At 71.9% G+C, this 14,235-nt stretch carries 10 protein-coding genes; 8 read left to right on the forward strand and 2 right to left on the reverse strand.

The window, feature by feature from the left end; translation table 11 throughout:
* Position 1: 1 nt before the first annotated feature.
* Positions 2-1,138, reverse strand: coding sequence for a multiple monosaccharide ABC transporter substrate-binding protein (gene chvE / locus AB0G15_RS06525; RefSeq protein WP_362836025.1), 1,137 nt, complete (start codon positions 1,136-1,138; stop codon positions 2-4).
* A gap of 601 nt (positions 1,139-1,739) precedes the next feature.
* On the opposite strand from chvE, the gene AB0G15_RS06530 reads away from it, so the two are divergent.
* The 4 genes from AB0G15_RS06530 (at position 1,740) to araA (ending at position 6,888) form a co-directional block, all read left to right on the forward strand.
* Positions 1,740-2,729, forward strand: a complete 990-nt coding sequence (locus AB0G15_RS06530) for a LacI family DNA-binding transcriptional regulator (RefSeq protein WP_362836342.1) — start codon at positions 1,740-1,742, stop codon at positions 2,727-2,729.
* A 178-nt stretch (positions 2,730-2,907) separates the two neighbouring features.
* Positions 2,908-4,611 (forward strand): ribulokinase, encoded by a 1,704-nt coding sequence (gene araB / locus AB0G15_RS06535; protein ID WP_362836027.1) that lies wholly within the window; start codon positions 2,908-2,910, stop codon positions 4,609-4,611.
* Between the two features lie 115 nt (positions 4,612-4,726).
* A complete protein-coding gene (locus AB0G15_RS06540) occupies positions 4,727-5,395 on the forward strand; it encodes an L-ribulose-5-phosphate 4-epimerase (protein WP_362676980.1) in 669 nt (222 codons plus the stop codon).
* Positions 5,392-6,888 (forward strand): L-arabinose isomerase, encoded by a 1,497-nt coding sequence (araA, locus tag AB0G15_RS06545; protein ID WP_362836029.1) that lies wholly within the window; start codon positions 5,392-5,394, stop codon positions 6,886-6,888. Before AB0G15_RS06540 ends, araA begins: the two co-directional genes overlap by 4 nt.
* 210 nt (positions 6,889-7,098) lie before the next feature.
* On the opposite strand, the gene AB0G15_RS06550 is transcribed toward araA, so the two are convergent.
* Positions 7,099-7,284 carry a hypothetical protein gene (locus AB0G15_RS06550; RefSeq protein WP_362676976.1) on the reverse strand — a complete coding sequence of 62 codons (186 nt, stop codon included), beginning with the start codon at positions 7,282-7,284 and terminating at the stop codon, positions 7,099-7,101.
* Between the two features lie 1,167 nt (positions 7,285-8,451).
* On the opposite strand from AB0G15_RS06550, the gene AB0G15_RS06555 reads away from it, so the two are divergent.
* From AB0G15_RS06555 to AB0G15_RS06570, 4 genes are read left to right on the forward strand one after another with little or no spacing between them, the layout of a single operon-like run.
* Positions 8,452-10,131: an ABC transporter substrate-binding protein gene (locus AB0G15_RS06555; RefSeq protein WP_362836031.1), complete on the forward strand. Its 1,680-nt coding sequence runs from the start codon at positions 8,452-8,454 to the stop codon at positions 10,129-10,131.
* Positions 10,132-10,134: 3 nt separating this feature from the next.
* Positions 10,135-11,145 carry an ABC transporter permease gene (locus AB0G15_RS06560; RefSeq protein ID WP_362836033.1) on the forward strand — a complete coding sequence of 337 codons (1,011 nt, stop codon included), beginning with the start codon at positions 10,135-10,137 and terminating at the stop codon, positions 11,143-11,145.
* Complete coding sequence (locus AB0G15_RS06565) at positions 11,145-12,200, forward strand: ABC transporter permease (protein WP_362836035.1); 1,056 nt, start codon at positions 11,145-11,147, stop codon at positions 12,198-12,200. The genes AB0G15_RS06560 and AB0G15_RS06565 overlap by 1 nt, the downstream gene beginning before the upstream one ends.
* A gap of 6 nt (positions 12,201-12,206) precedes the next feature.
* The gene (locus AB0G15_RS06570) at positions 12,207-14,231 is read left to right on the forward strand and encodes an ABC transporter ATP-binding protein (RefSeq protein ID WP_362836037.1); all 2,025 of its coding nucleotides are present in this window, start codon (positions 12,207-12,209) and stop codon (positions 14,229-14,231) included.
* Positions 14,232-14,235: the final 4 nt, after the last annotated feature.

Raw genomic sequence — 14,235 nt, forward strand, 5'->3', positions numbered from 1 at the left:
GCTACTTGAGCTGGTCCTCGGTGTAGTAGCCGGAGTCGACGAGGACCTTCTTGTAGTTGTCCTTGTAGACGATCACGGGGTCGAGCAGGTTCGACGGGACGACCTTCTCGCCGTTGTCGTAGTCCTTGGTGTTGTTCACCTCGGGCTTGCCGCCCTTGAGCACGGCGTCGGCCATCTCGACGGTGACGGCGGCCAGCTCGCGGGTGTCCTTGTAGATCGTCGCGTACTGCTCGCCCGCGATGATCGACTTGACCGAGGCGGCCTCGGCGTCCTGGCCGGTCACGACCGGGTACGGCTGGTCGGAGGTGCCGTAGCCGCTGCTCTTCAGCGCCGACAGGATGCCGATGGACAGGCCGTCGTACGGGGAGAGAACGCCCTGGACCTTGGTGTCGCCGGAGTAGGCCTTGGTGATCAGGTCCTCCATGCGCTTCTGCGCGGTGGCGGGGTCCCAGCGCAGGATCGCGACGGTCTTGAAGTCGGTCTCGCCGCTCTTGACGACCAGGGTCTTCTTGTCGATGTACGGCTTCAGGGTGTCCATCGCGCCGTTGTAGAAGAAGGTGGCGTTGTTGTCGTCCGGGGAGCCGGCGAAGATCTCGATGTTGAACGGGCCCTTGGCGTCGCCGTCGGAGCCGTCCTCCTTCTTCAGCCCCAGGCCGACCAGCAGCGAGGTCGCCTGCTGCACGCCCACCTTGTAGTTGTCGAAGGTGGCGTAGTAGTCGACGTTCGGCGAGTTGCGGATGAGCCGGTCGTAGGCGATGACCGGGATCTTCTTGTCGGCCGCCTCCTGGAGCTGCGTGGTGATGGCGGTGCCGTCGATCGAGGCGATGATCAGCAGCTTGGCGCCACTGGTGATCTGGTTCTCGATCTGGTTGACCTGGGTGGGGATGTCGTTCTCCGCGTACTGCAGGTCGACCTTGTAGCCCAGCTTCTCCAGGGCGCTCTTGACGTTGTTGCCGTCGTGGATCCAGCGCTCGGAGGACTTGGTGGGCATGGTGACGCCGACGAGCGTCTCGGCGGGCGCCGCGGAGGACGTCCCCGCCGCGCCCTGGTCGACGGTCTTGACGCTGGAGCCACAGGCCGTCACTCCCATGGCGAGAGCCAGGCCCACCGCGGCGGTGGCCAGCTTCGCGAACTTCATCGAATACCTCCAGTGTGGGAGCCCGTCCCGGCCCAGGGGTAGGCCGGGACAGCGGTGGGACGCGGTGCGTCCCGGGAGTAGCGGGTGCCGTGGCGGCGCGTCCCGGCCTCCGGCGTGCCACAGCCGGGGCGCGTCCTGTCCGAGCCGCGCCCACGGCGAGACCGGAGCGGGCCGGAGCGCGGCTCGCTCCGGTGCTCGTGAGCGTGATGGTGAACGGGTCCGTGAGCGTCTTCGCGGACGTCGTCGAGAGCGTCGTTGCGCGCGCTCACATCAGCGGCGTCAGGCCGCGCGGTGGTCCGTCCGGCTGTGTGACGAGCTATCAAATGCCCGGGTCGGCCGACTGTCAACCCCCGGGCGGTCAGGAGTTCTCGCACCATGGAGACCTTCTCGCAGGAGATGTGAACGCTAACAAGAGAGTACGCGCCAGTTAAGGGCGTGATGACGGCAACGTCAAGTAGGCGTTAACGGATGATCTCTGAGTAATAAGAACGTAATCTCGGGGGTGCTTGACGAGAGGCATTGTTAGCGCTCACAGTCTGTCCCAAGCCATCCTGAAGGAGCCGAACCCTTGAGCCCGAGTCTCGAACGACGTCCGCCTGTGATGGCGGACGTCGCCACGAGGGCCGGCGTGTCACACCAGACGGTCTCGCGCGTGCTGAACGATCATCCCAACGTCCGCGCCGAGACCCGGGCCCGGGTGCTGGAGGCGATCAACGAGCTCGGCTACCGGCGCAACATGGTCGCCCGCGCCCTGGTCACGAGACACACGCGCACCCTCGGGGTGGTCAGCTTCGACACGACCCTGTACGGGCCCGCGAGCACGGTCTACGGGATCGAGCAGGCGGCCAGGGCCGCAGGATACTTCGTCAGCATGGTCAGCCTCAAGACCATCGACACCGCGGGCGTGCGCGACGCGCTCGGCTACCTGGCCGAGCAGTCCGTCGACGGCATAGTGGTGGTCGCGCCGCAGCGCTCGGCCGCCCCCGCGCTGGCCGACGTGCCCACCGACATCCCCGTCGTGGCCGTCGAGGGCAGCCACGCGGGCGACGTGTCGGTGGTCAGCGTCGACCAGATCGAGGGCGCCCGCCTGGCCACCCGGCACCTGCTCGGCCTCGGCCACGAGACCGTGTGGCACGTCGCCGGCCCGTCGGACTGGCTGGAGGCCGACGGGCGGATCGAGGGCTGGAGCGAGGTGCTGACCGCCGAGGGCCGTCCGGTCCCCGAGCCGCTGTCCGGCGACTGGAGCCCGCGCTCCGGCTACGAGGCCGGGCTGCGCCTGGCGGCGACGCCGGGCGTCACCGCGGTCTTCGTCGCCAACGACCAGATGGCGCTCGGGGCGCTGAGGGCCTTCGCCGAGCTGGGCGTGCGGGTGCCCGAGCAGATCAGCCTCGTGGGGTTCGACGACATCCCCGAGTCCGAGTTCTTCACCCCGCCGCTCACCACGATCAGGCAGGACTTCGGGGCGGTCGGGAAGCACAGCATCGAGGTCCTGCTCAGGCAGATGGAGGCGGGAGCGGAATGGTCCCACGAGCGACACGTCGTCCCGCCGCGGTTCGTGGCCAGGGCCAGCACCGCGCCGTTCCGCGCCTGAGTCCGCGTACCGTGGTGGTGCCGTGCCCGAGGTCGCGGCCGGGTTCCGGCGCCTTTCCCGGCTCGGGTCCGCGCCGTCCCGGCGTGCCGCGCCGCGCCTGAACCCCGCGGATCCGGCGCGGTCGCCCGTGCCGGACCCCCGTACCGAGGTCCCAACGTCCCGATGTCCTGGAGATGATGTGAACGCTAACAACGATCGTTACGTGGTCGGTGTCGACTTCGGTACGCTGTCGGGCCGCGCCGTGGTGGTGAGGGTGAGCGACGGCGCCGAGGTGGGCGCCGCCGTGCACGAGTACGCCCACCGCGTGATCGAGGACCGGCTGCCGGGCGCCGCCGTGCGCCTGGGCCCCGACTGGGCGCTGCAGTCGCCGGAGGACTGGCGGGAGGTGCTGCGCCAGGCGGTGCCCAAGGCGGTGGCCGCGGCCGGGATCTCCCCGTCGCAGGTCATCGGCCTGGGGACCGACTTCACCGCCTGCACCGTGCTGCCCGCCACCGCCGACGGCGTCCCGCTGTGCGAGGTCGACGGGCTCGCCGACCGCCCGCACGCGTGGCCGAAGCTGTGGAAGCACCACGCGGCGCAGCCGCACGCCGACCGGATCAACGCCGTCGCCGCCCGCAGGGGGGAGGCGTGGCTGCCCCGCTACGGCGGGAAGATCTCCTCGGAGTGGGCGTTCGCCAAGGGCCTGCAGGTGCTGGAGGAGGACCCGGAGGTCTACGGCCGCGCTGAGCGCTGGATCGAGGCCGCCGACTGGATCGTCTGGCAGCTCACCGGCGTGGAGACGCGCAACGTGTGCACGGCCGGGTACAAGGCCATCCGCCAGGAGGGCCGCTACCCCTCCGCGGAGTTCCTCGCCGAGCTCAACCCCGCCTTCACCGGTTTCACCGACAAGCTCGGCGGGGAGCCGTCCCCCCTGGGCGGCCTCGCCGGACGGCTGGACGCCCGCGCCGCCGCGTGGACGAAGCTGCCCGAGGGCATCGCGATCTCGATCGGCAACGTCGACGCCCACGTCACGGCCGCCGCCGCCGACGCCGTGCGGCCCGGCCAGATGGTCGCCATCATGGGCACCTCCACCTGCCACGTCATGTCCTCCGACGCCCTGGCCGAGGTGCCCGGCATGTGCGGCGTGGTGCGTGACGGCATCGTGCCCGGCCTGTGGGGGTACGAGGCGGGCCAGTCGGGCGTCGGCGACATCTTCGGCTGGTTCGTCGAGACCTCGGTCCCGGGCTCCTACGAGCGCGAGGCGAAGGAGCGCGGGATCACCGTGCACGACCTCCTCACCGAGCGCGCCGCCGCGCAGCGGGTCGGGCAGCACGGCCTGGTGGCGCTCGACTGGCACAACGGCAACCGCTCGGTGCTGGTCGACCACAACCTCTCCGCCGTGGTCGTCGGCCAGACGCTCGCGACGAAGCCCGAGGACACCTACCGGGCGCTGATCGAGGCCACCGCGTTCGGCGCCCGCACGATCGTGGAGACCTTCGAGAACTCCGGGGTGCCGGTGACCGAGTTCGTCGCCGCGGGAGGCCTGATCAAGAACCACTTCCTGATGCAGGTCTACGCCGACGTGCTGCGCCGCCCGATCTCGGTGATCGGCTCCGAGCAGGGGTGCGCCCTGGGGTCGGCCATCCACGCCGCGGTCGCGGCCGGGGCCTACCCCGACATCACCTCCGCCTCGGCCGCGATGGGCGGGCGCGGCGAGGCGGTCTACGTCCCCGACGCCGGGCGCGCGGACACCTATGACCGGCTGTACGCCGAGTACCGCCGCCTGCACGACCACTTCGCCGGTGGGGAGATGCTGCACGGCCTGCGCGCCCTGCGCAACGAGGCGAGCACACCGGCCGGCGAGAACGAGAAGAGCATGTCGACGAACGAGGAGGACGCGTGACCGGGCGCGAGGAACATCTGAGCGGGCGGGCGCTGCCCCCGCCCCCACGCGTGGCCGGGCATCCGGCACCGCGCGTGACCGGGCACCCGGGCTCGCACCGAACGGGGGCGGCCGGATGAGCGCCGTCGTCAGGAAGCTGCGGGAGACGGTGTCCGCGCTCCACCAGGAACTGGTCCGCTACAACCTCGTCGCCTGGACGGCCGGGAACGTCTCCGGCCGGGTCCCCGGCGAGGACCTCTTCGTCATCAAGCCGTCGGGGGTGATGTACGAGAACCTCACCCCGGAGTCGATCGTGGTGTGCGACCTGGACGGCGAGCTGGTCGAGGGCGAGCTGGCGCCGTCCAGCGACACCGCCGCGCACGCGTACGTCTACCGGACGATGCCGCGGGTGGGCGGGGTGGTGCACACCCACTCCACGTACGCCTCGGCCTGGGCGGCGCGGGGCGAGGCCATCCCGTGCGTGCTGACGGCGATGGCCGACGAGTTCGGCGGCGAGATCCCGGTGGGGCCGTTCGCGCTGATCGGCGGGGACGACATCGGCAAGGGGATCGTCGCCACCCTGGAGGGCCACCGCTCCCCGGCGGTCCTGATGCGCAACCACGGCGTCTTCACCATCGGCGCGGACGCCCGCGCCGCCGTCAAGGCGGCGGTGATGTGCGAGGACGTCGCCCGCACCGTGCACGTGGCCCGCCAGCTGGGCGAGCCGCTGCCCATCGCGCAGCCCGACATCGACAGTTTGTACGACCGCTACCAGAACGTCTACGGGCAAAGGAGTCCGCGGTGACCCTCCACGAGCGAGAGATCTGGTTCCTCACCGGAAGCCAGGGCCTGTACGGAGAGGACACGCTGGCCCAGGTGGCGGAGCAGTCCCGGGAGATCGCGGAGCGGCTCGACGAGGCGCTGGCGTTCCGGGTGGTGTGGAAGCCCGTGCTCACCGACGCCGCGTCGATCCGCCGGGTCTGCCTGGAGGCCAACGCCTCGGACGCCTGCGTCGGGGTGATCGCCTGGATGCACACCTTCTCCCCGGCCAAGATGTGGATCGCCGGGCTGGACGCGCTGCGCACGCCGCTGCTGCACCTGCACACCCAGGCCAACGTGGCGCTGCCGTGGAGCTCCATCGACATGGACTTCATGAACCTCAACCAGGCCGCGCACGGCGACCGCGAGTTCGGTTACATCCAGTCCCGGCTGGGCGTGGCCCGCAAGACCGTCGCCGGGCACGTGAGCGACCCGGCGGTGGCGGCGCGCATCGGCGCCTGGGCGCGGGCCGCGGCCGGGCGCGCCGAGCTGGGCTCGCTGCGGCTGGCCCGTTTCGGCGACAACATGCGCGACGTGGCGGTCACCGAGGGCGACAAGGTGGAGGCGCAGCTGCGCTTCGGTGTCTCGGTCAACACCTACGGCGTCAACGACCTGGTCGCCGCCGTCGACGCCGCGGCCGACGCCGACGTGGACGGTCTGATCTCCGAGTACGAGGACACCTACAAGGTCGCCCCCGAGCTGCGCGCCGGAGGCGAGCGCCACGACTCGCTGCGCTACGCCGCCCGCATCGAGCTGGGGCTGCGCCACTTCCTCACCGAGGGCGGCTTCGGCGCGTTCACCACCAACTTCGAGGACCTCGGCGGGCTGCGGCAGCTGCCGGGGTTGGCGGTGCAGCGGCTGATGGCCGACGGCTACGGCTTCGGCGGCGAGGGGGACTGGAAGACCTCGGTGCTGGTGCGCACCCTGAAGGTGATGTCGCAGGGGCTGGAGGGCGGCACCTCCTTCATGGAGGACTACACCTACCACCTCACCCCCGGCCAGGAGGTCATCCTGGGCGCGCACATGCTGGAGGTCTGCCCGACGATCTCCGCCGGGGTGCCCTCGTGCGAGATCCACCCGCTGAGCATCGGCGGGCGCGAGGACCCCGTCCGGCTGGTCTTCGACGCGGAGCCGGGCCCCGCCGTGGTGGTCGGCCTGTCCGACATGGGGGACCGGTTCAGGCTGGTGGCCAACGAGATCGACGTGGTCGCCCCCGCCGAGCCGCTGCCCAGCCTGCCCGTCGCCCGCGCGGTGTGGAGGCCCCGCCCGAACCTGAGCACCTCCGCCGAGGCGTGGCTGACCGCCGGAGGCCCGCACCACACCGTCCTGTCGTCGGCCCTGACCGCCGAGGAGCTCACCGACCTCTCCGAGATGCTCGGTGTCGAGCTCCTGGTCATCGACGCGGACACCACCGCCCGCCAGTTCGCCAAGGAGATCCGCTGGAACCAGGCCTACTACCACCTGGCGCGCGGTTTCTGATCCGCCGGACCACGCCCGTCCGCCGTCCGTTCCCGCCGGTCTCCAATGCCCTGCCGCTCGGAGGGGCGCCGGAGGACGTGTCGTAGCAGGGCCCGCCGTACGCGGTTCGCCGTGCACGGCTCGTCGTGCGTGGCCTGCCGTACGTGGCTCGTCGCGCACGGCGGGCAGGCACGCGGCGGGAAGGGCGGTGCCGGCGTGCACGCCGGAGCGCTACGGGCGGATCCGGTGGCCGTCGTCCAGCAGGCGGGAGAGCACGCTGAGGGTGGCCGCGCCCGCCGCGACGCCGCTGAGCAGGGAGAGCGGCCAGGGAGACCCGGCCACCAGGGCGAGCGCGCAGGCCAGTGTCGCGATCACCGCTGTGGCGGCGACGACGAGCAGTACAGGTACGGAGAACATCGGCTCACTCCCGCAGGGGGCGTCGCCGGGGTTCCGGCGGCACTGTGGTCGAGTACCGGTTCGGGTCGAACCGGTACTCACCCCGGTATGTCCTGCCCATCCTGAGCGCGGTAATCATGAATCGATCGGATCCGTACTCGTCCTGATACGTCCGGGCCCATCCTGGGCGCGGTGAGTACGAACCGGGCGAGCCGGTAATCGTCCCGACGGCCCCGGCGCGTCCCGCCGGTCCTGGGCGTGGTGAGCACGAACCGGGCGTGCCGCGACCGGCGGCCGGGCGGGGCGGGGGAACGGACTCGATCGGTCCGCGGAGAGCGGCGGATGGAGCCTGGACGCGGTGTTCCTCATGAGCCGCCGACATCGTGCGGTCCGGGACCGCACGGTCGTGACGGATCATGAAATCCCCTGTCAACCGTTTCCTCGCCACCCGCCGACGCCCGCCCCGCCCCGCCCGGCCCGTTCACGGACCGGCGTCGGGCCCGCATCCCCCCGGAGATCCCGGTCCTCGAACACCGGCCGGCCCTCCGGCGAGTCCGCCCATGACCCGGTGTCCGGCACCCCGTCCGGCCCGGTGTCCGCAGACGGCCCCGCTCCTCACCCACCCCCTGGGTGGAGGAGCACCGACGAACGGACTCGGAAAGATGGGTTCCCCGCCTCGGCTTCCCTTTCCGTTTCTTCCTCTCCCGCCCGAGGGGCGGAGCCGGCGCGAAAGCGCGTGGTTCTTTTACCGAAACTGCACGGTGCTTTTGCCGAAACTATGGCAGACGGGTATGGGCCGCGGTTGCCCGTCAGCGCACGATGCTTGCCCGTCCGCGCACGGTCGGCTCGGTACCCGTTTCACCCGCCACCCGCGCGGTTCGCCGTCCGGCCGTCCGGGGCGGGACGGGGCGGGGCGCCGGTGCGCCCGGCCCTGCCGAAGGGGCGGGAGGCGCTGGTCACATCCGGGTGTCGTTCGTGTGAAATTCAGTGAACACGATCATTTGGCGCGATCTCTTATATTCGTAATTCCCGTGCTGAGCATTGGTTTTGTTTGTGAACATAAACCGGTACCTTTGTTCACTAAACTCAGGTCTGATAGAACAAACGGCACATGTAGGTCGGGTGGGCCGTCAGTGCCGCGATCCGCCCACCTCGCGGCCTATCCCCCATGGCCCCTGGAGGACTGCGATGCCCGGTTTGCCTCACCCCCACGGCCCGGTGTCCCCCGCGCTGCCCCGTCGCTCGATCCTGCGACTCGGGGGCGGGGCCGCCCTCCTCTTCGCGGCCGGGTGCGCCGCGGGCACCAAGGCGGGTGGCTCGGACACCCCGGCGGCGAGCGCGGCCCCCGGCGGGAGCGGCGCCCCGGCCGCCTCGGCGCTGCGGATCGCGGTGGGCAGCTACCTGAGCAGCTGGGACCAGGACTTCGTCGGGTTCGACCTGACCGCGCTGATGCTCTACAAGAACGTCTTCCCCTACATGGTCGACTACGGGGTCACCTCGGTCGGCGGCGGCCGGATCCTCGACACCGAGGCCGTCGTCCCGGCCTTCGCCGAGTCCTTCGAGCCCGACGCCGACAACAAGGTCTGGACCCTCAGGCTGCGCAAGGGCGTGAAGTTCGCCAGCGGCAACGAGATGACCGCCAGGGACGTCAAGTGGTCCAAGGACCGCGCCTTCGCCGCGAAGGCCAACGTCGCCGGGATCTACCGGCTGATCGGGCTCACCGAGGCCGACCAGGTCCAGGTGGTCGACGACCACACCGTGACGTTCACCCAGGCGTTCCCCAGCGCCCTCACCCGGCAGATCCAGGCCATCTCGCTGTACGTCTTCGACTCCGAGGAGGCCAGGAAGCACGCCACCGACGACGATCCCTGGGCCAAGGAGTGGTTCGCCAAGAACCCCCCGAGCGGCGGCTACTTCAACGTCGCCAAGGCGGTCCAGGGCCAGGAGATCCTGCTCACCGCCAACACCGGCTACCCCGGCCCCGACGGCGCCAAGAGCCCCGAGGTCAGGCTCACCGTGGTGCCCGCCGCCGCCAACCAGCGCCTCCAGCTGCAGAACGGCGACATCGACATCGCCTTCGGGATCGGCCGGCGCGACATCAAGGACCTCAGGACCACCCCGGGCATCAAGGTCATCTCCGCGCCGAGCAACAGCCAGGTCGCCATCCAGATGTCGGTGACCACCGTGCCCTTCGACGACCCCGCCGTCCGCAAGGCGCTCGCCCACGCCGTCCCGTACGAGCAGATCATCGCCAACGTCTACGGCGGCGACGCGCGGCCCGCCAGGAGCGTCGTCCCGCTGGACATGCCCGGCTACTCCGAGACCGGCTATCCCTACACCCACGACGTCGCCAGGGCCAAGGAGACGCTGGCCGGGGCGGGCAGGACCTCGGTCGCCTCCGAGCTGGTCTTCCAGACCGACAGCGAGGAACAGCAGCAGATCGCCGTCCTGGTGCAGAGCGAGGCCAGGAAGGCGGGCATCGAGCTCAAGCTCACCCCGCTGGACCCCGCCACGCTCGCCGGGCGCCGGGAGAAGAAGAACATCCCGCTGCAGATCACCGTGGGCCAGCTCTGGGTCAACGACGTGGAGTACATGCTCGGGACCAGCTTCACCAAGGGCGCCGGCCTCAACTACTCCAACTACGTCAACGACGAGATCGAGAAGATCTTCGAGGACTCCCACACCGTCGTCGACGAGGCCGAGCGCGCCAAGCTCTGGCTGCGCGTGCAGGAGATCCTGGCCGGGGACGTGCCCTGGGTCGTCGTCTGCCAGCCCGACTTCAACCTCCCCGTCAGGGAGGCGGTGGCGGGCTGGGTCCAGCCGATGGACGGCCTGGCCCGGCTGCGCCACCTGAGCGTCGCCGGGTAGTCCGTGCGCATCCTCCGGTTCCTCCTCGGACGGCTGCTCCAGCTCGTCCCGGTGCTCATCGGGGTGGTCGTCCTGACCTTCCTCCTCGTCAGGGTCCTGCCGGGCGACCCGATCCGCACCATCCTCGGCCCCAACGCCACGGAGGCCGACGCCGCCGCCGCGCGGGCCAGGTTCGGGCTGGACCAGCCGCTGTGGCGGCAGTTCCTCGACTACGCCGGGGGACTGTTCACCGGTGACTTCGGCACCTCCATCCAGAGCGGTGCCCCGGTGGGCTCGGAGATGGCCGTGCGCGTCGGGCCGACCATGGAGCTCGTGGTGATCGCGCTGGTCGTGGCGCTGGTGCTGGCGACGGTGCTCGGCATCTGGTCGGCGCGCAACGCCGGCCGGTTCGGCGACCACACCGTCCGCGTCGCGGCGCTCGTCGGCAACTCGGTGCCGGAGTTCTGGCTCGGCCTGGTGCTGGTCCTCGTCGGCTACAGCGTGCTGGGCTGGTTCCCCGCGCCCAGCGGCCGGGTGGACCCCGACACCGACCTCAGCCTCATCACCGGCGCCGACCTGCTCGACGCGGCGCTGACGGCCAACGGCCCCGCGTTCGTCTCGGCGCTGGAGCACCTCGTGCTGCCGGTGGCCACGATGGTGATCGTCATCGTCGCGCCGCTGCTGCGCAGCGTCCGGGCCTCCGCGCTGGAGGTGCTCGCCTCCGAGGCGTACGCGGCCGCCGCCGCGCACGGCCTCGGGAACCGGCTGCTGCTGCGCGGCTACCTGGTACGGGCCACGCTGGTGCGCCTCCCCGCGCTGGCGGCCCTGGTGTTCGGCTTCTCCATCGGCTCGACGGTCCTCGTGGAGTACGTCTTCTCCTGGCAGGGCTTCGGGCAGTGGGCGCTGCGCGGCCTGCTCTACCGGGACTACCCGGTGGTGCAGGCGTCGGTGCTCGTGATCGCGCTGTTCTACGTGGTGGTGTTCCTCGTCGCAGACGTCGTCCACGCGGTCCTCGACCCGAGAGTGAGGATCTGATGCCGGACGCCGGACACGACCCCGAAGCCGCCGGACGCGGCCCCGAGGCCGCCGGACGGGTTCCGGAGGCCGCGGCAGGACACGTTCCGGGGGGCGGCGCCGGACGCGCTCCCGGAACCGGAACCGGAACCGGAACCGGAGCCGGAGCCGGAGCCGGACGCGTACGGGACCCCGGTGACGCGCGCGCTCGGAAGACGGAACACGCTTCGAGGACCGAGCGCGTCCGGGAGGCCGGCGGGGACCGGCGCTTCGCGTCGTCCCTGATCGCGTCCGGTTCCGCGATCCTGGTCCTGGTCGCCGTGGCGGTCGTGTTCGCGCCGCTGCTGGCCGCGTGGGGCCCCGAGGAGATCGACCCCCTCGCCTCCCTCGCCCCGCCGGGCGGCGCCCACCTCCTGGGCACCGACCTCAACGGCATGGACGTCTGGAGCCGGGTCCTGCACGCCGCCAGGCTCGACGTCGGCATCGCGGTCGCCGCGGTCGCCCTGGCAGTGGTCGCGGGCGGTTTCGTCGGCCTGGTCGCCGGATACCGGGGCGGCCGGCCGGACGACGCGCTGATGCGGGTGCTCGACGTCCTCCAGGCGTTCCCCACCTTCATCCTGGCCCTGGCGGTGGCCGCGCTGCTCGGCGGCGGGACCGCCAACCTGGTGGCGGTGATCGCGCTGGTGAACGCGCCCGCGTACGCCCGGCTGGTGCGGGCCGAGGTGCGCTCCGTCAGGGAACTGCCCTTCGTGGAGGCGTCCCGCACCTCCGGGGCCTCCTTCTGGGGGGTGCTCTGGCGGCACGTACTGCCCAACAGCCTCACGCCGGTGCGCGTCATCGCCCCGCTGAACTGCGGCTGGGCGATGCTCACGCTGGCCGGGCTGTCCTTTCTCGGGCTCGGCGTGCCGGTGCCCACCGCCGAATGGGGCGCCATGATCAGCCTCGGCACCGGGGACGTCGTCGCCGGCCGGTGGTGGACCTCGGTACCTCCCGGCCTCTTCCTGCTGATCTGCGTCCTGGGCTTCAGCCTCCTCGGCGAGGGCCTGCAGGAACGCGCCGACTCCACGAGGAGGTGACGGACGATGACCCTCCTGTCGATCGAGGACCTCTCCGTCGTGATACACCGCCCCGGACGCCGGGTCGCCGCGCTGAGCGGGGTGAACCTGAGCGTCGAGCCCGGCGAGGTGGTCGGCCTGGTCGGCGAGAGCGGCGGCGGCAAGAGCATGGTGGCCCGCTCGATCGTGGGCCTGCTGCCCGGCGGCTCCCGTACGGCCGGGCGGGTCCTGTTCGACGGCGCCGACGTGCTGACGATGGGCGCCGCCGAGCTGGAGTCCTTCCGGGGGCACGGCGCCGCGATCTGCTTCCAGAACCCGCGCGGCGCGCTCAGCCCCACCAGGACCGTCGGCCGCCAGCTCGTCGACCGGCTCGTCACCCACCGGGCGCTGGCACCCGCCCCCGCCCGGGAGGTCGCCGCCGAGCTGTTCGAGTCGGTCGGCATCCGCAGCCCGAGACGCCGCCTGGACGCCTACCCGCACGAGCTCTCCGGCGGCATGGCGCAGCGCGTCATGATCTCGCTGGCCACCGGGTGCGCCCCCGGCCTGCTGATCGCCGACGAGCCCACCACCGGGCTGGACGTGACCCTCGCCAGGGAGATCCTCAACCGCTTCCGGCTCGCCGCGAACGCCGAGCGGCGCGGCGTCCTGCTGATCTCCCACGACCTCGCCTCCATCGCGGAGGTCTGCGACCGCGTCGTGGTGCTCTACGCGGGGACGGTGGTGGAGAGCGGTCCCGGGTCGCAGGTGCTCGGCGAGCCCGCCCACCCCTACACGCGGGCGCTGCTGCGCTCGGTGCCCGACATCGACGGGCGCCCGGTGACGGCCACCCCCGGCGCGATGCCGCTGCCGGCGGAGGCGCCGTCCTCCTGCCCGTTCGCGCCGCGCTGCGCGCACGTGACGGAGACGTGCACGACGGAGCTTCCGCGCGCCGAGGCCCTGGCCTCCGACTGGAGCGCCGCCTGCTTCCACCCCCGCTCCGGGCCCCTCTCCGAGCCCGACGACACGCTTTCCGGAGCGCGGGCGGGCTCGGGAGCTTCCGGAGCACGGGCGGGCTCGGGAGCGGGGACCTCCCCCGGAGGGGGGACGGGCGCGGAGGTGCTGCGCGTCGAGGACGCGCACGTCCTCTACCGTGCCCGCTTCGGCGGCGGGGGCCACCACGCCCTGCGCGGGGTCAGCCTCCGCGTCGCCGCGGGCGAGACCCTGGGCATCGTCGGGGAGAGCGGCTGCGGCAAGAGCACGCTGGCCAGGCTGATGCTCGGGCTGGTGCCGCCCTCCCGAGGGCGGGTCGAGGTCGCCGGGCGGGTGCTGTCCGAGCTGCGCGGCCGGGAGCTGCGCCGCCTGCGCGCCCGCGTCCAGCTGGTCTTCCAGGATCCCGTCGGGTCGCTCAGCCCCCGGCGGACCGTGGCGGACGCGATCGGCGAGCCGCTGCGCGCCGCCGGGGTGCCCGCCGCCGAGCGGGCGTCGCGCGTCGCCCGCGTCCTGGAGCGCATGGAGCTGGACCCGTCGATCCTCGGGCGTCGCCCTCACGAGCTGTCCGGCGGGCAGGCGCAGCGCGCCGGCATCGCCCGCGCGCTCGTCGGCGACCCCGACCTGATCGTCTTCGACGAGCCGACCTCGGCGCTCGACGTCACCGTGCAGGCGCAGATCCTGAAGGTGATCGCCGAGGTGAGCGGCGACCGCTCGCGCGGCACGGTCCTCATCTCCCACGACCTGGCCGTCGTCCGGGGGTTCTGCGACCGCGTCGCGGTCCTCTACCTGGGACGGATCGTCGAGGAGGGCCCGGTGGAGGAGGTCTTCGGCAACCCGCTGCACCCCTACACCCGGGCACTGCTGGCCGGCGCCCCCAGCCTCGGCGCCGGGTACCGAGGCCCGCGGGTCGAGCTGACCAGGGACCTGGAGGAGGCGGACGCCGCCGCGGGCTGCGCCCTCGCGCCGCGCTGTCCCTTCGCGACCGGCGAGTGCCGGGAGCGGGAGCAGGAACTCCGCCCGTACGACGCGAGCCTGGTCGCCTGCCGCCGCGCCGCCGAGATCCCCGCGCTGATCGAAAGGTGACACC

It is taken from the genome of Streptosporangium sp. NPDC023825 (assembly GCF_040639575.1).
Lineage (GTDB): Bacteria > Actinomycetota > Actinomycetes > Streptosporangiales > Streptosporangiaceae > Streptosporangium.